The following is a 15,138-nucleotide window of genomic DNA, read 5'->3' as shown; positions in this document are numbered from 1 at the left end:
GTTCGGTCGTGCCACTCAGACGGTGTCGTCGACCAGCAGGTTGCGGGTGCGGTTCGGGTCGACCGGGATGCCCGGGCCCGTGGTGGTCGAGATGGTGATCTTCTTGATGAAGCGGCCCTTCGCGGCGGACGGCTTGGCCCGCAGGATCTCGTCGAGGGCGGCGCCGTAGTTCTCCACCAGCTTCTCGGTGTCGAACGAGGCCTTGCCGATGACGAGGTGCAGGTTGGCCTGCTTGTCCACCCGGAAGTTGATCTTGCCGCCCTTGATGTCGGCGACGGCCTTGGTGACGTCCGGGGTGACGGTGCCGGTCTTCGGGTTCGGCATCAGGCCGCGCGGGCCGAGGATGCGGGCGATGCGGCCGACCTTCGCCATCTGGTCGGGGGTCGCGATCGCGGCGTCGAAGTCCAGCCAGCCGCCCTGGATCCGCTCGATCAGGTCCTCGGCGCCGACGACGTCGGCACCGGCGGCCTCGGCCTCGGCGGCCTTGTCGCCGACGGCGAACACGATGACCCGGGCGGTCTTACCGGTCCCGTGGGGCAGGTTCACGGTCCCGCGGACCATCTGGTCGGCCTTGCGGGGGTCGACGCCCAGCCGCATGGCGACCTCGACGGTCGCGTCCATCTTGCTGCTCGAGGTCTCCTTGGCCAGCTTGGCGGCCTCGAGGGGCGAGTACAGGGCGTCGCGGTCGATCTTGGCCGCGGCCTGCTCGTAGATCTTGCTGCGCTTTGCCATCTTCACTCCTTCGCGAAGATCGTGGTAGGAGCCGCGCCCGGCTCTCCCACGCGTACGGATGGGGTCAGTTGACCGTGATGCCCATCGACCGGGCGGTGCCGGCGATGATCTTCGCGGCCTGGTCCAGGTCGTTGGCGTTGAGGTCGCGCATCTTGGTCTGCGCGATCTCCCGCACCTGGTCCATGGTCACCGAGGCGACCTTGGTCTTGTGCGGCTCGCCGGAGCCCTTCTCCACGCCGGCCGCCTTGAGCAGCAGCTTGGCCGCGGGCGGGGTCTTGAGCTCGAAGGTGAACGAGCGGTCCTCGTACACCGAGATCTCGACCGGCACCACGTCGCCGCGCTGGGCCTCGGTGGCGGCGTTGTACGCCTTGCAGAACTCCATGATGTTGACGCCGTGCTGACCCAGCGCGGGGCCGACCGGCGGGGCCGGCGTGGCCGCGCCGGCCTTGATCTGGAGCTTGATGATCGCGGAGAGCTTCCGCTTCTTGGGTGGCATCCTGTGATTCCTCGTGATCGTCTGGGTCTACCCAGCGCCGCGGACCTGCCCGCCGCGGCGGAGAATCGTGCGTGTCAGATCTTGGAGACCTGACTGAAGGCCAGCTCGACGGGTGTCTCGCGGCCGAAGATGGACACGAGCACCTTCAGCTTCTGCGCATCGACGTTGACCTCGTTGATCGTGGCCGGCAGCGTCGCGAACGGGCCGTCCATGACGGTGACCGACTCGCCGACCTCGAAGTCGACCTCGACCTGGGCCCCGCCGCCCGTGCCGGCGGCCGCGCCGCCCGTGCCCGCCGCGGCGGCGGCCTTCTCCTTCGGCGCCTCCTGCTTCGGCAGCAGGAACTTCAGCACCTCGTCCAGGGTCAGCGGCGACGGCCGCGACGTGGCCCCGACGAATCCGGTGACGCCCGGGGTGTTCCGGACGGCGCCCCACGACTGGTCGTTGAGCTCCATCCGGACCAGGATGTAGCCGGGCAGCACCTTGCGCTGCACCTGCTTGCGCTGGCCGTTCTTGATCTCGGTGACCTCTTCGGTGGGCACCTCGACCTGGTAGATGTAGTCCTCGACGTCCAGGGTCTGCACCCGGGTCTCGAGGTTCTGCTTCACCTTGTTCTCGTAGCCCGCGTAGGAGTGGACGACGTACCAGTCGCCGGGGGCGCGGCGCAGCGCCTCCTTCATCTCCTCGACCGGGTCGACATCCTCCTCGGGCACGTCGGCGGCCTCGCCGTCGGCACCGGCCTCGAGGTCACCCGGGTCGGCCTGCGCCTCGGCGGCCGGCACGGCGTCGGCGGCCTCGGACCCGAAGTCGACGTCCGCGTCCCCCGCGAAGGTGTCCTCCGCCTCCTCGGCCTCGACCGCCTCGGTGTCGGTGTCGGCGGGGTCGATGGCGTCGCCGGAGCTGTCGGAGGCCTCGGCGCCGTAAGCCACCTCGACGTCGGTGCCCTGCACCGTCGTCTCGTCCTCGGCCGGTCGGCCGTCTGGGGAGGTCACGTGCTTCTCGCTTCCTTCGTCAGCGTCGTCGTGCTCGATCGGGGCGTTCGCGGCTCACCTGCGGGGCTAGGCGCCGAACAGGGCCGACACGCCCAGCCCGAACACCCAGTCCAGGAGCGAGACCAGCGCGACCATGAAGGCGACGAAGACGAGCACGACGATCGTGTAGGTCACCAGTTGCTTGCGCGTGGGCCAGATGACCTTGCGTAGCTCCGCCACGACCTCGCGGAGGAAGCGGACCAGCCTGGCGAACGGCGACGCCTTGCGCGGCGCCCCGCCCGTGCGCGAGGGCGTCGGGCGGCCCTTGCCCGGCGTGGTGACCGCGCCGGCCCCCGGGGAGGACGGCGACGTGCGCCGGCCGCGGCGGTCGGCCGCGGACGTCGGGCGATCCCGCCCGGGCTCACGCTCCTCGCTCACCGCTCGTCCTCTCACCGGCGGGCAGACGCCCGCCCCCTCGTCTCGTTCCTGCTGTCGTCCCGGGTGGCAGGGGTGACAGGACTTGAACCTGCAACCTGCGGTTTTGGAGACCGCTGCTCTGCCAATTGAGCTACACCCCTACGCCGCCCCGGCCCGCCGCGTCGGGGACCCGACGGGTTCGGAGCAGGCACACCGGAAGATCCGGTGCGCCCGGCGAAAGTGAGTGTACGGCACCCGGTCCGGGCCCCTTCACCCGCGGGCCCCCCGGGACCCCGCCAGGGCCTGCGGGGCCGAAACCCAGTCGCACGAGGGTACGCCCGGTGCGCGAGGATGAGGGCCATGTCCGCACCGAGTGCAGCAGAGTCCACCTCAGCGCAGAAGCCACGGATCTCCGCACGGATCGGCGGCATCGCGGAGTCCGCGACCCTCGCCGTCGACGCGAAGGCCAAGGCGCTCAAGGCCGAGGGCCGCCCGGTGATCGGCTTCGGCGCCGGCGAGCCGGACTTCCCCACCCCGCCGGCGATCGTCGCCGCCGCGCAGGAGGCGTGCGCCGACCCGCGCAACCACCGCTACTCCCCCGCCGGCGGGCTCCCGGAGCTCAAGGCCGCGATCGTGGCGAAGACCGAGCGGGACTCCGGCTACGAGATCGCCGCGAACCAGGTCCTGGTCACCAACGGCGGCAAGCAGGCCGTCTACCAGACCTTCGCCACCCTGCTCGACCCGGGCGACGAGGTGATCCTGCCCGCCCCGTACTGGACCACCTACCCTGAGGCCATCGCCCTGGCCGGCGGCGTGGCCACGGTCGTCGTCACCGGGCCCGACGCGGGCTACCTGCCCTCGGTCGAGCAGCTCGAGGCCGCGCGCACCCCCCGCACCAAGGTGCTGCTGTGGTGCTCGCCGTCGAACCCGACCGGCGCCGTCGCCCCTCGCGAGCTCACCGAGGCCGTCGGCCGCTGGGCCGTGGAGAACGGCATCTGGGTCGTCACCGACGAGATCTACGAGCACCTGGTCTACGACGGCGCCGAGGCCGTGTCGATGCCCGTGGCGGTGCCGGAGCTGGCCGACACCTGCGTGGTGCTCAACGGCGTGGCCAAGACCTACGCGATGACCGGTTGGCGGGTCGGCTGGATGGCGGGCCCCGCGGACGTCATCAAGGCCGCCACGAACCTGCAGAGCCACCTGTCCTCGAACGTGGCGAACGTGTCCCAGCGCGCCGCGATCGAGGCCCTGTCCGGCCCGCTCGACGCCGTCGAGGAGATGCGGACGGCCTTCGACCGCCGCCGCCGCACGATCGTCGAGCTGCTCTCGGCGATCCCGGGCGTGCAGTGCCCCACCCCGAAGGGCGCCTTCTACGCCTACCCGGCCGTGGGGGAGCTGCTCGGCAAGCAGATCCGCGGGCAGAAGATCGAGACCAGCCTCGACCTCGCCGCCGCCGTGCTCGAACACGCCGAGGTCGCCGTGGTGCCCGGCGAGGCCTTCGGGACCCCCGGCTTCTTCCGGCTCTCCTACGCCCTGGGCGACGACGACCTGAGGACCGGCGTGGAACGGATGGGCGCGCTGCTGCGCGAGGCCCAGTAGGAACCGCGGGACCACCCGAGGGGCGGGCGCCGTCGGCGCCCGCCCCTCGGGTGTGTCGGGTCTACTTGTCGGTGTCGGCCAGGGCCGCCAGGGCGGCGGCCCGCTTGGCGTACTTCCAGTGGGCGAGGTCGCCGATCGTCTTGATGCCGAGGGCGGCCAGCTGCTCGTCGTGCTTCTCGGTGAGTCCCTCGAGGGCCGACGGCGGGGCGGAGAGGATCTCCGCGGCCGTCTTGTCCTCCCAGGCCTTGTCCACCAGCTTCCCGAACTTCACGTGGTGCTCCCTCCGTGTGGTGCGGTCCTCGCGGACCCGGGACGGGAGGCAGCATCGACCCGCACGCCGATCGCGGCAACCGGACGCGCCCGGCTCGTCACCCGGGGAGCACGACCTCCGCGGTGGCCCGTCCCAGCACCGACCTGCCCTCGAACACGGCCTTGAGGTCGATCCGGGCGACCCGGGCACCGTCCGCCACGGTGACGTCCGCGACGGTCCCGGTGATCTCCACGAGGGCGCCGGTGTCGTCGTCCGGGACCACGACGGGGCGAGTGAACCGGGTGCCGTAGCTGCGCACCAGCGACGGGTCGCCGACCCAGTCGGTGACGACGCGTCCGGCCACGGCCATCGTGAGCATGCCGTGTGCGATCACCCCGGGCAGCCCGGCGGCGCCCGCGACGCGGTCGCTCCAGTGGATCGGGTTGAAGTCGCCGGAGGCGCCGGCGTAGCGGACCAGGTCGGCCCGCGTGAGGTGCACGCGCAGCGGCGGCAGCTCGTCGCCCTTCTGCGCGTCGGCGGGGTGCGGCGCGCTGCTCATGCCTGGGTCACCAGCAGCGAGCTCGTGGTGGCGACGGGCTCACCCGCCGCGTCGGCGACCTCGCAGCGCAGGGTCAGCATGTGGCTACCCGCACGGGTGCGCAGCTCGTCGACGTGCACCGTGGTGAACAGCTCGTCGCCGCCGCGGATCGCTCGGTGGAAGGTGATGCGCTGGTCGCCGTGCACCATCCGCGTGTAGTCCCAGCCGAAGTCGGGGTCCCGCAGGAACGCCTCGATCAGCGGCATGGTGAACGTGGTCGAGAACGTCGGCGGCGCGACCAGGTCGGGGTGACCGGCCGCGCGCGCGGCGTCGAGATCGCGACTCAGCGGGGACGTGTCCCCGATCGCCGCGGCGAACTCGCGGATCTTCTCCCGGCCGACCTGGAACGGACCGGCGGCCGGGAGGGAACGGCCGACGAAGGACTCGTCGGGCACTGCCGTCAGCGGGTCTCGCGGTGGGCGCGGTGCGTGCCGCAGTTCGGGCAGAACTTCTTGATCTCGAGCCGGTCGGGATCATTGCGCCGGTTCTTCTTGGTGATGTAGTTCCGGTGCTTGCACTGCTCGCACGCCAGCGTGATCTTCGGCCGGACGTCGGTGGCCTTCGCCATCGCGGGTGCCTCCTGCTGCTTTCCTGCTTCGAGCTCGGATCGTGTGTGTAGCGGTGGCCGGACTTGAACCGGCGACACAGCGATTATGAGCCGCTTGCTCTACCGACTGAGCTACACCGCCTCGCGAAGCCGGTCACACCTACCTCGCTGGAGCCCCTTTACGGAATCGAACCGTAGACCTTCTCCTTACCATGGAGACGCTCTGCCGACTGAGCTAAAGGGGCGGCACGGCCCTCCGGGGACTTCCCGTCGGACCTGCAGAACTCTACACAACCCCCTCCGCGGGTCGCCAACCCGGGGGTCCCCCTCCCCGTTTCCGCAGCTCCCCGCCGATCGGGTGTCGACGGAGGGTGTGCGGCGGGGGTGCGGGTGGATCACCAGGAGGACTTGGTGACCCCGGGCAGCATTCCGGCGTGGGCGAGCTCCCGGAGCGTCACGCGGGAGACGCCGAACCTGCCGACGTACCCCCGAGGTCGGCCGTCCGTGGAGTCCCGGTTCCGCACCCGGGTGGCGCTCGCGTCCCGGGGCTGGCGGCGCGGCTCGCGCAACGCGGCCCGGCGCTCGGCGTCCGGCGTCGTGGGCCGGGCGACGGTCCGCTTCAGCTCCCGGCGCCGCCCGGCGTGCCGGGCGACGACCTCCTTGCGCCGCTCGTTGCGGGCGGTCTTCGCCGTCGTCGCCAACAGGCCTTCTCCCCCCGCGCGCGGAGGCGCGCCCTCGCGGCCTCGACGCCGATCCGGTCGACCAGCTTGATCGCCCTGGCCGACAGCCGGAGCCGGACGTGTTGGTTCTCCGACGGCAGCCGGTACCGGCGGTCCTGCACGTTGGGGTCGCACCGGCGCGGGCTGCGCCGGTGCGAGTACGAGACCGTCCGACCGAAGCCCGGCTCGCGGCCGGTCAGCTGACATCTGCGGGACATGCAAACAGCCCCGTCCCGCGTGCGGGTACGGCAGCGGGGCCGTCTCCCGGGCGTGGCGAATCCATCCTCACCGCTCCTCGCGGAACTCGACGTGCCGGCGGACCACCGGGTCGTACTTGCGCAGCACGAGCCGGTCGGGGTCGTTGCGGCGGTTCTTGCGGGTCACGTAGGTCGTGCCCGTGCCGGCGGTCGACCGCATCCTGACCACGGGACGCACGGCGGCGGACTTGGCGGCCACGCCACCCTCCCCTCGTATCGGGAACGATTGTCATTTACGGTAACACCCGCCGATCCCGATCCCTTCCCGAGGAGGGCCCATGCCCGACACCGAACTGCTCGTGGTCACGGGCCTGTGCACCGAGGGCGTGGAACGCGTCCTCGTCCGGCTGCGGACCGCCGATCCCGACGTGGTGGTCGTGCACCACGACCTGCGCGACATCGCCCGCGGGCGGCTGCACCGCCGGATCCGCGACCGCGACACCGACACGTGGACCCAGCTCGAGCTGGCCCACGGCTGCGTGTCCTGCACGCTGCGCGAGGACCTCCTGCCGACGCTGCGCGGGCTCGCCGGCCGGGTCCACCGCGTCGTCCTGCACCTCGATCCCGCCCTGGAGCCCGAGCAGGTGTGCTGGGCGCTCGCGCACGTCCTGGTCGGCGCAGGAGCCGACCCCGGGCACCGTGTGGTGCTCACCGATCTCGTCGACCTGCGTGGGGTGATCACCGCCGTCGACGCCGCCCGCTGGCTCGACGACGCCACCGGCGACGAGCCCGTCGTCGAGCGCGGCCTCGCCGACCTCCCGGACGACGAGCGCACGGTGGCCCAGGTCGCCGTCGCGCAGGCGGAGTTCGCGGACCTGCTCGTGCACACCGGCGCCGCGCCGGCCTGGGAGCACGCCCGGGTCGACGCCGTCCTGGAACGGCTGGCGCCCACCGCCCTGCGGTCCCGCCTCGCCGAGCTCGACGACGACGCGGTCCTCCTGCGCCGCACGCACGCGCAGGCCCGACGCGGCCGGCCCGACGACGTCCACGGCCCACTGCTGCGCGGCGCCCCGCCGCTGACCACCGACTGCGGGGTGCGGCTGCTCGTCTTCTCCGCGCGCCGCCCGTTCCACCCGGACCGCCTGCACGGGGCGATCGACCTGCTGCTCGACGGCGTCGTGCGGACCCGCGGGCGGATCTGGCTCGCCACCCGGCCCGACGACGTCCTGTGGCTGGAGTCCGCGGGCGGCAGCCTGCGCATCGGTGACGCCGGGGAGTGGCTCGCCGGGCAGGACCCCGCGGCGTGGGAGGAGGTGCCCGACGAGCGGCGGGCGCTCGCCGCGCTCGGCTGGCACCCGCGCTTCGGGGACCGGGCGCAGGACGTCGTCGTGCTGGCCCACGGTCTCGACGCCGAGGGCCTCGACACCGTCGAGGCGGGCCTGCGCTCCGCCCTGCTCACCGACGCCGAGCTCGCCGCCGGCGAGGAGACCTGGCCGGCGCTGCCCGATCCCTTCGGGTTCTGGCACACCGACCCCTGCGGCGACCCCGAACCGGCCGGCCGGGAGGCGGAGCGGTCCCGGGGAGAGGAGACCTGAGGGCGAGGGGTCGCCTTACCCCGAGGGGTGAGGCGACCCCTCAGGCGCGGGCCGCGGCGGTGGCCCGGGACGGCGTGACGGCGAAGCTCGGCGCCGTCGGCCGCACCGAGGCGGTGGCGATCGGGTACCAACAGGGCGTGATCCCTCCCCGATCTACCGTTCAGTAACTAGGGTGGGCGTGGCGCCGGTCACCGCGGACCGGCAGGAGGGACCGCGTGCATGTCCACTGACGCATCCACCACTGGCCAGGCGGCCGTGGCGGGCCCGGGCGCGCGCCCGGACCTGTCGGACGTCGAGGGGTTCTGGACCGGGCCGGTCGAGGAGCGGGCGGCCGCCTTCGCCTGGCTGCGGACGAACGAGCCGATCCCCTTCTACCCCGAGCCCGCCTTCGGCCACGTCGAGCCGGGCCCCGGGTTCCACGCCCTGACCCGGCTGGACGACGTCGTCGAGGCCAGCCGGACCCCTCAGGTCTTCACCTCGGGCGCGGGCGCCACCTCGGTGGTCGACCAGCCGCCGGAGTTCGCCGAGTTCTTCGGCTCGATGATCAACATGGACGACCCGCGGCACGCGCGGCTGCGCCGCATCGTCTCGCGCGGCTTCACCCCGCGCCGGCTCGCCCGGCTCACCGAGGACGTGCAGCGCGCCGCGACCCGGATCGTCGACGACGTGATCGACCGCGGCGAGTGCGACGCGGTCACCGAGATCTCGGCCCGGCTCCCCCTGAAGGTCGTCTGCGACATGATGGGCGTCCCCGAGAGCCAGCACGGGTTCGTGTTCGACCGCACCAACGTGATCCTCGGGGCGCAGGACCCCGAGTACGTGCCGGAGGGCACGGACGTGATCACCGCGCTGCTCACCGCGGGCGGCGAACTGGCGGCCCTGATGAAGGACCTCGGCGCGGCGCGGGAGCAGCACCCGACGGACGACGTCACGTCCGCCCTGGTCAACGCCGAGATCGACGGCGAGCGGCTCACCCCGGACGAGCTGGCCAGCTTCTTCGTCCTCCTGGTGGTGGCGGGCAACGAGACCACCCGCAACGCGATCAGCTGGGGCCTGACGTTCCTCACCGACGACCCGGACCAGCGCACCGCCTGGCTCGCCGACCTCGACGGTGTCACGCCCACGGCGATCGACGAGATCGTCCGGCTCGCCTCCCCGGTGATCTACATGCGGCGCACGCTCGCCGAGGACGCGGTGCTCGGCGGCACGGAACTCGTGGCGGGCGACAAGGTCGCGCTCTTCTACTGGGCCGCGAACCGGGACCCCGCGCACTTCCCGGACCCGGACCGGTTCGACGTGCGTCGCTCGCCCAACCCGCACGTGGGCTTCGGCGGACCGGGCCCGCACTTCTGCCTCGGCGCACACCTGGCCCGCCGGGAGATGGCGGTGATGTTCCGCGAGTTGCTCACCCGCGTCCCGGACATCCACGTCACCGGGGAGCCGCAGCGGCTCCGGTCGATGTTCATCAACGGCATCAAGCACCTGCCCGTCGCGTTCACCGCCGGAGGCGCCCGGTGATCTACCCGGAGGTGCCCGTCGGCGCCGTCCCGGCCGGGTCCGCCCGCCGCTACGGCGACCGCGTGGCCCTGCACCACCACGGCCGCGACCCGACCTACGCCCAGCTGTTCGCGCGGGCCTCGGTCACCGCAACGTGGTGGTCAACGTCCTGGACAAGGACCGGCCGGAGGAGACCGCGGCGGCGCTGCGGGAGGGCTGGTTGCACACCGGTGACGTCGGGGTGCTCGACGAGGACGGCTACCTGCGGATCGTCGACCGCAAGAAGGACATGCTGCTCCACAAGGGCTACAACGTGTACCCCCGCGAGCTGGAGGAGCTGCTGTTCCGACAGCCGGGCGTGCTCGGCGCGGCGGTCGTCGCCCGGCCGGACGTGACCGTCGGCGAGGTGCCGGTGGCGTTCGTGGTGGCGCCGGGCCGCACCGAGGCCGACGCCGCGGGCCTCATGGCGACGGTGAACGCGCGGGTCCTGCCCTACAAGCGGGTGCGCGAGATCCGGCTGGTGGACGAGATCCCGGTGTCGGCGGTGGGCAAGGTGCTCGAACGGGAGCTCGGGGAGCAGCCGGGTCATGGCGCGGGCGAGCACCGCCGGGATCGTCTGGGCCAACCCCAGGACCCGACACGCGGGTTTCCGCCCGCTCGCCGGCGGGATGGCCGCGGCCTGGCCGCACTGCGACGCGGTCGTCAGCGCGCACAGCCTCGACGCGCTCGACGGGCTGCTGGCGGCCCTGGGCGGGCGGCCGGACCCTCGGACGTCCGGGAACACCGATCGGGTGAGGCGGGCGGGGTGTGCTAACGGCGCCGGATGACCGTCCGATGAACCGGGCGTGACCGTGCCGCCCGCCGCCCCGGCCTTTCGCCCCGTGCCGGCCCCGCATGGCGGCGGTCCGCAGGAACGCACCGTCGCTCTTCCGGCGGTGTCGGTCCGGCGTGGTCCGCGGGACGGTGGGAACCGCCGAGCGCACCCTGGCCGCTCGTACACCCGGGGCGGACACCGGGCCGACCGCATCCCGGCGGCACCGGTGGAAGGGCTGCTGCGTCCCGTGCCGGCACCGCACGCCGAGCGGGGGGACCGCCGGGCCTTCCCGGCGCTGCACGGCGCCGCCTCGGCGGCCTACGCGGTCGCCGCGCGGGTGGGCAGTCTGGCGACGCTCGCGGCGATGCTGGTGCTGGGCGGTGCCGTGGCCGCGTCGGCCGACGGCAGGGCGCCGGACGGACCGGCGGCGAACACCGTGACGACCCTGCAGGAGCCCGCCCCGTAGGACGGACCCGTGGGTCAGGCCGCGACGCCGTCCTGGTTCAGCGGGGTCTTGAGCACGTGGTCGACCAGGCGCATCACGAGCTGGCCGCCACCGAGCCGGTACCCGAACTCCTCCCACGTGAGGAGCTCGCGCGAGAGCACCTCACCCACGGGACCGGGGTAGAGCCGGGTGACCCGGAACGCGGCGGCACGCAGCCGCATCTTCTCGTGATGGTCCATGGGGACGGGACTCATTCCACTTACCTCCGACAGGAAGGACGTGCGGTCCGGCGCGCGCTCAGCGCTGAGTCGCCATCCGTGGTGTCCCATCGTGACCCACCCCGTTTACCGGCGGGTGTCATGGTACCGAAGAGTGACTGACATCTCACTCAGCGCGCACGAACCGTCAGGGAGCGACTACCCCTGGCGCAGAAGATCACTCTGCAAGTGATCCATGCCACACCGGTGTGGCCATCCCCGGCCCTACCGTTCCGGGCATGAGCATGCGCACGACCGACGTGCTGTGGAGCGACGTCGACGGGGTCTACGCCGCGATCCTGGCCCACCCGTTCGTCACCGGGCTGACGGACGGCACACTGCCGCACTCCGCCTTCCGGCACTACATCGTCCAGGACGCCCACTACCTGCGCGGCTACGCCCGCGCGCTCGCGCTGTGCGCGGCCAAGGCCCCCGGCGAGGACGACCTCGCGATGTTCTGCGCCCATGCCGCCGGGGCGATCGCCGCCGAGCAGGAGCTGCACGCCGAGCTGCTCGGCAAGCTGGACCTGACCGCCGAGCAGGCGGCGGCGCTGCCGGTGGCGCCGGCGACCCGGGCGTATGTGAGCTACCTGCTCGCCACGGCGTACTCCGGCTCCTACGCCGAGGCGGTCGCGGCGGTGCTCCCCTGCTACTGGATCTACGCGAAGGTCGGCGAGCACCTCGTCGACGCCGGCTCACCCGACCCGCTCTACGCCCGCTGGATCTCCACGTACGGCGGGGAGGAGTTCCGGGCCGTCGTCGACGCGGTGCTCGCCGCAACCGATCGCATCGGCGAGTCGGTCTCGGCCGCCGAGCTCGCCCGGATGCGGGAGCACTTCACCACGACCAGCCGCTACGAGTGGATGTTCTGGGACGGCGGGTACCGCGAGGAGGGCTGGCCCGTCTGAGGCCGCGGGGCGTCAGCGCTGGTCGAACCGGTCCGGGATCAGCAGGTGCAGGAGGAACCCGACGATCGCGACGACGATCGCACCCCAGAAGCCCGGCCAGAAGCCGTCGACCACGAACGGCAGGCCGATCCGCGAGGAGAACGACCCGACCAGCCAGAACAGCAGGGCGTTGACGACCAGGCCGAACAGCCCCAGCGTGAGGATGTAGAGCGGGCAGCTGAGGATCTTGATCACCGGCTTGAGGAAGGCGTTGACCAGGCCGAAGATCAGCGCGACCACGGCCAGGGTGCCCACCCGGGCGGAGGTGGTGCTCCCGCCGAGCTCGATGCCGTCGACCAGCCAGGTCGCGACCCACAGCGCGACCGCGACCACGACCACCCGGATGACGAACGCGAGGACCCAGGAGCCCTCCCGCTCGTCCACCCAGCTCACGAGCCCTCCCCGCCGGCGCTCGTCGGTCGTGTTCGCGACGCCGCCGTGGTGAACGGTGAGCTCACGAGATCACCGCCTGCGAGACGAGCACCCGCAGCTGCGGGCGGATCGGGTAGGCACTCGACGGCATCAGCTGGGTCATGAACACCACCGAGAGCTCCTCGACCGGGTCGACGGAGAAGGCCGTGCTGGCCAGCCCGCCCCAGCCGTACTCGCCGAGCCCCTGCAGCTGCTTGCCCGCCGCCGGGTCGACGACGACGGAGAACCCCAGCCCGAAGCCCGTGCCCTGGAAGGCGGACTCCGCGAAGATCGGACGGCCGAACGTCTCCAGGTCGGCATCGCCGGGCAGATGGTTGCGCGTGGCGTAGGCGAGGGTGCGGGGGCCGAGCAGGCGCACGCCGTCGAGCTCGCCGCCGCGGGCGAGCATCTGGGTGAAGCGGTGGTAGTCGTGCAGCGTCGACGCCAACCCGCCGCCGCCGGACAGGAAGGTCGGCTCGCGGGTGATCGCCTCGGCCATCGCCCCGCTGCGGACCAGCCCGCCGCCGGGCCTGGGCTGGTAGAGCGCGGCGAGCCGGCCCAGGTCCTCCTCGCCGGAGACGTGGAAGCCGGTGTCGGTCATGCCGAGCGGGCCGAGGATCCGCTCGCGGAAGAAGGCGTCGAGCGACATGCCGGAGGCGACCTCGACGACCCGGCCGAGCACGTCCGTCGAGACGCCGTAGTTCCACTCGGTGCCCGGCTGGAACAGCAGGGGCAGGCCCGCCCAGGTGTCGCAGGCCGCAGCGAGGTCGTGCCCGCGCGGCGCACCGAACTCGTGGCCCTTGCCGCGGTACATCTCGTCGACGGGGTGGGCGTGGTGGAAGCCGTAGGTGAGCCCGGACGTGTGGGTGAGCAGGTGCCAGACCCGGACCGGCTCGGTGGCCGGCACGGTGCCCGGGTTGAGCGCGGAGCCGGAGCGGTAGACGCGCATGTCGGTGAACGACGGGATGTACCGGGCCACCGGGTCGGTGAGCTCGAGCGCGCCCTCCTCCCACAACATCAGCGCCGCGACGGAGGTGATCGGCTTGGTCATCGAGTAGATGCGCCAGATCGTGTCGTCGGTGACCGGGAGCCCGGCCTCGACGTCCCGGAGCCCGTGGTGCGCGACGTACGCGACCTTCCCGCACCGGGCGACGGCGACGGACCAGCCGGGCAGCTTGCCGGAGTCGACGTACTTCGCGAAGTGGGACTCGATGCGGTCCAGCCGCTGCGCGTCGAGCCCGACCTCGCCCGGCTCGACCTCCGTCTTCAGAGCACTCACGACCTCGACACTACCCACGATCACCGGGCGGGTGTGAGCACCGCGCGGCCCAGCCAGCGGCAGGCGAGCAGGGCCAGCTCGAGATCGATGCGGCCCTCGGTCAGCGGCCGCCCGCGCTCCCGTTCGGCCCGGCTGACCCGGTAGCGCACCGAGTTCTTGTGCATGGTCAGCTGATCGGCCGCCGTGGTGTAACTTCCGCCGGCCACGAGGAACACGCGCAGGGTCTCGCGCAACCGGGCGTGCTGGGGGTCGTCGGCGGCGAGCCCGCCCAGGGTGTCGGCCACCCAGGTGCGCGCGGCCTCCAGGTCGGCACAGAGCAGGGCGACGGCGCCGACGTCGGCGAAGGTCGTCACGACCCGGGCGTCCTCGCCCGCGGCGAGGGCGACGGTCTGGGCACGGACGGCCTGCCGGTGGCTCTCCCGGAACCCGGCCACCCCGGTCCCGGGCTCGCCGACCGCGATCCGTACGGCCTGCCCGTTCTCCTCGGCGAGCGCAGCAGCCGCCCTGGTCAGGTCCCGCACCGAGGAGTCCCGGCCGAGCGGGAGCCAGGCCCAGGTCGTCGCATGGTCGTAGGCGACGCAGAGCGGGCGGCCGCGGCAGCCGGTCCGCTCGGCCAGCGTCCCGACGAGCCGGACGACGGCCGCGCCCTCCCCCTCGCCGGACCAGGCCACCAGTGCGAGGTGCCACCCGCGCACCCCGTACCCCAGGGTGGTCTCGAGCGCGTCGAGGTCGGCGGGGCCGTCGCCGTCGAGCAGGGCTCGGACCCGGCCCGCCCGCAGCGTGTCCCGGTTGGCGAGCCAGCGCTCCCGCTCCTCCTCGTAGACCTCGGCGACCTGCTGACAGATCCAGTCGACGTAGCCGAAGGTGTCGCCGACCATCCGCCGCGCGACGCCCAGCGCCACCACCGGGTCCTCCCGGCGCCGGTCGAGCTCGGCGAACACCCAGCGCAGCAGCCGGTCGTGGCCGATCCGGTAGGCGCGCAGCAGCGCATTGACCGGGACCCCGCGCTGGGCGAGCCGGCGGGCGTACTCGAACGCGGCCGACGGCGGCTCCATCCGCTCGGCCGGGATCTCGTGCGCCAGCATGTGCAGGATCGTCTCGACGTTGCCCTCCACCGAGGCGCCGAGCAACTCGACGATCCGCGGGTCGCCGTCGAGCTCGGCGATCTCGGAGGCCATCAGCCGGCGCAGGTCGAGCGCGATCTCCACGACGCGGCGGCCCAGGGCCACGGCGATCGCCCGGACGCAGCCGCCGACCTGGTCGAGACCGGCCGGGGAGGCGTCCGTCGACGATGGCGGCACTCCCCCACACTACGTTCGGCCGGACGTTTGACAAGTCACCGCACGGCCGCGCCGAGGCCGGCACGG

20 protein-coding genes, 3 tRNA genes and 1 pseudogene are annotated in these 15,138 nt (G+C 72.8%); 6 read left to right on the top strand and 18 right to left on the bottom strand.

Translation table 11 applies throughout. The features are described from left to right. Positions 1-15: 15 nt before the first annotated feature. From rplA to ACL02T_RS18105, 5 genes are all read right to left on the bottom strand, one after another. A complete protein-coding gene (gene rplA / locus ACL02T_RS18125; RefSeq protein WP_412831899.1) occupies positions 16-732 on the bottom strand; it encodes a 50S ribosomal protein L1 in 717 nt (238 codons plus the stop codon). Positions 733-796: 64 nt separating this feature from the next. Continuing rightward, on the bottom strand, positions 797-1,228 hold the full coding sequence (gene rplK, locus ACL02T_RS18120; RefSeq protein WP_345383506.1) for a 50S ribosomal protein L11: 432 nt from the start codon (positions 1,226-1,228) through the stop codon (positions 797-799). Between the two features lie 74 nt (positions 1,229-1,302). Then, positions 1,303-2,220, bottom strand: a complete 918-nt coding sequence (gene nusG, locus ACL02T_RS18115; protein ID WP_412831898.1) for a transcription termination/antitermination protein NusG — start codon at positions 2,218-2,220, stop codon at positions 1,303-1,305. Positions 2,221-2,286: 66 nt separating this feature from the next. After that, positions 2,287-2,637 (bottom strand): preprotein translocase subunit SecE, encoded by a 351-nt coding sequence (gene secE / locus ACL02T_RS18110; protein ID WP_412831897.1) that lies wholly within the window; start codon positions 2,635-2,637, stop codon positions 2,287-2,289. Between the two features lie 64 nt (positions 2,638-2,701). Next, positions 2,702-2,777 (bottom strand) — tRNA-Trp (locus ACL02T_RS18105). A 199-nt stretch (positions 2,778-2,976) separates the two neighbouring features. On the opposite strand from ACL02T_RS18105, the gene ACL02T_RS18100 reads away from it, so the two are divergent. Next, entirely contained in the window at positions 2,977-4,215 is a 1,239-nt protein-coding gene (locus ACL02T_RS18100; RefSeq protein ID WP_412831896.1) for a pyridoxal phosphate-dependent aminotransferase, read from the top strand. 61 nt (positions 4,216-4,276) lie between these two features. On the opposite strand, the gene ACL02T_RS18095 is transcribed toward ACL02T_RS18100, so the two are convergent. The 9 genes from ACL02T_RS18095 to rpmG (ACL02T_RS18055) form a co-directional block, all read right to left on the bottom strand. Then, positions 4,277-4,486 (bottom strand): hypothetical protein, encoded by a 210-nt coding sequence (locus tag ACL02T_RS18095; protein ID WP_412831895.1) that lies wholly within the window; start codon positions 4,484-4,486, stop codon positions 4,277-4,279. Between the two features lie 97 nt (positions 4,487-4,583). Continuing rightward, positions 4,584-5,024, bottom strand: a complete 441-nt coding sequence (locus ACL02T_RS18090) for a MaoC family dehydratase (RefSeq protein ID WP_412831894.1) — start codon at positions 5,022-5,024, stop codon at positions 4,584-4,586. Beyond that, the gene (locus ACL02T_RS18085) at positions 5,021-5,458 is read right to left on the bottom strand and encodes an FAS1-like dehydratase domain-containing protein (RefSeq protein WP_412831893.1); all 438 of its coding nucleotides are present in this window, start codon (positions 5,456-5,458) and stop codon (positions 5,021-5,023) included. The genes ACL02T_RS18090 and ACL02T_RS18085 overlap by 4 nt, the downstream gene beginning before the upstream one ends. Before the next feature lie 5 nt (positions 5,459-5,463). Continuing rightward, complete coding sequence (rpmG, locus tag ACL02T_RS18080) at positions 5,464-5,631, bottom strand: 50S ribosomal protein L33 (protein ID WP_232869006.1); 168 nt, start codon at positions 5,629-5,631, stop codon at positions 5,464-5,466. A 48-nt stretch (positions 5,632-5,679) separates the two neighbouring features. Further along, positions 5,680-5,752: transfer RNA gene (locus tag ACL02T_RS18075), tRNA-Met, on the bottom strand. Positions 5,753-5,779: 27 nt separating this feature from the next. After that, positions 5,780-5,855 (bottom strand) — tRNA-Thr (locus ACL02T_RS18070). 150 nt (positions 5,856-6,005) lie between these two features. Further along, on the bottom strand, positions 6,006-6,311 hold the full coding sequence (gene rpsN / locus ACL02T_RS18065) for a 30S ribosomal protein S14 (protein ID WP_412831892.1): 306 nt from the start codon (positions 6,309-6,311) through the stop codon (positions 6,006-6,008). Next, positions 6,230-6,547: a 50S ribosomal protein L28 gene (rpmB, locus tag ACL02T_RS18060; RefSeq protein WP_412831891.1), complete on the bottom strand. Its 318-nt coding sequence runs from the start codon at positions 6,545-6,547 to the stop codon at positions 6,230-6,232. Before rpmB ends, rpsN begins: the two co-directional genes overlap by 82 nt. Before the next feature lie 67 nt (positions 6,548-6,614). Next, positions 6,615-6,764 carry a 50S ribosomal protein L33 gene (gene rpmG, locus ACL02T_RS18055; protein ID WP_412832025.1) on the bottom strand — a complete coding sequence of 50 codons (150 nt, stop codon included), beginning with the start codon at positions 6,762-6,764 and terminating at the stop codon, positions 6,615-6,617. Between the two features lie 100 nt (positions 6,765-6,864). Between rpmG (ACL02T_RS18055) and mrf the strand changes: the two genes are divergently transcribed. The 4 genes and pseudogenes from mrf (at position 6,865) to ACL02T_RS18035 (ending at position 10,898) form a co-directional block, all read left to right on the top strand. Then, positions 6,865-8,121, top strand: coding sequence for a ribosome hibernation factor-recruiting GTPase MRF (gene mrf, locus ACL02T_RS18050; protein WP_412831890.1), 1,257 nt, complete (start codon positions 6,865-6,867; stop codon positions 8,119-8,121). 219 nt (positions 8,122-8,340) lie between these two features. Further along, the gene (locus tag ACL02T_RS18045; protein WP_412831889.1) at positions 8,341-9,639 is read left to right on the top strand and encodes a cytochrome P450; all 1,299 of its coding nucleotides are present in this window, start codon (positions 8,341-8,343) and stop codon (positions 9,637-9,639) included. Between the two features lie 154 nt (positions 9,640-9,793). Beyond that, a pseudogene (locus ACL02T_RS18040) lies at positions 9,794-10,198 on the top strand (class I adenylate-forming enzyme family protein); the annotation flags it as partial. A 481-nt stretch (positions 10,199-10,679) separates the two neighbouring features. Further along, positions 10,680-10,898 (top strand): hypothetical protein, encoded by a 219-nt coding sequence (locus ACL02T_RS18035; protein WP_412831888.1) that lies wholly within the window; start codon positions 10,680-10,682, stop codon positions 10,896-10,898. Positions 10,899-10,912: 14 nt separating this feature from the next. Here the strand turns inward: ACL02T_RS18035 and ACL02T_RS18030 are convergent, their stop codons facing one another. Further along, complete coding sequence (locus ACL02T_RS18030; protein ID WP_037046035.1) at positions 10,913-11,131, bottom strand: hypothetical protein; 219 nt, start codon at positions 11,129-11,131, stop codon at positions 10,913-10,915. A 242-nt stretch (positions 11,132-11,373) separates the two neighbouring features. Between ACL02T_RS18030 and tenA the strand changes: the two genes are divergently transcribed. Further along, positions 11,374-12,042: a thiaminase II gene (tenA, locus tag ACL02T_RS18025; protein ID WP_412831887.1), complete on the top strand. Its 669-nt coding sequence runs from the start codon at positions 11,374-11,376 to the stop codon at positions 12,040-12,042. A gap of 12 nt (positions 12,043-12,054) precedes the next feature. Here tenA and ACL02T_RS18020 read toward each other — a convergent pair whose 3' ends face one another. From ACL02T_RS18020 to ACL02T_RS18010, 3 genes are all read right to left on the bottom strand, one after another. Beyond that, entirely contained in the window at positions 12,055-12,474 is a 420-nt protein-coding gene (locus ACL02T_RS18020; RefSeq protein ID WP_412831886.1) for a phage holin family protein, read from the bottom strand. A 61-nt stretch (positions 12,475-12,535) separates the two neighbouring features. Next, on the bottom strand, positions 12,536-13,771 hold the full coding sequence (locus ACL02T_RS18015) for a serine hydrolase domain-containing protein (protein ID WP_412831885.1): 1,236 nt from the start codon (positions 13,769-13,771) through the stop codon (positions 12,536-12,538). 20 nt (positions 13,772-13,791) lie between these two features. Next, positions 13,792-15,072 carry a PucR family transcriptional regulator gene (locus tag ACL02T_RS18010; RefSeq protein WP_412831884.1) on the bottom strand — a complete coding sequence of 427 codons (1,281 nt, stop codon included), beginning with the start codon at positions 15,070-15,072 and terminating at the stop codon, positions 13,792-13,794. Positions 15,073-15,138 lie beyond the last annotated feature (66 nt).

The organism is Pseudonocardia oceanicola (assembly GCF_047200735.1).
Lineage (GTDB): Bacteria > Actinomycetota > Actinomycetes > Mycobacteriales > Pseudonocardiaceae > Pseudonocardia.
Note: the sequence above shows the minus strand (reverse complement) of the source record. Positions and strands in the feature narration are given on the sequence as shown.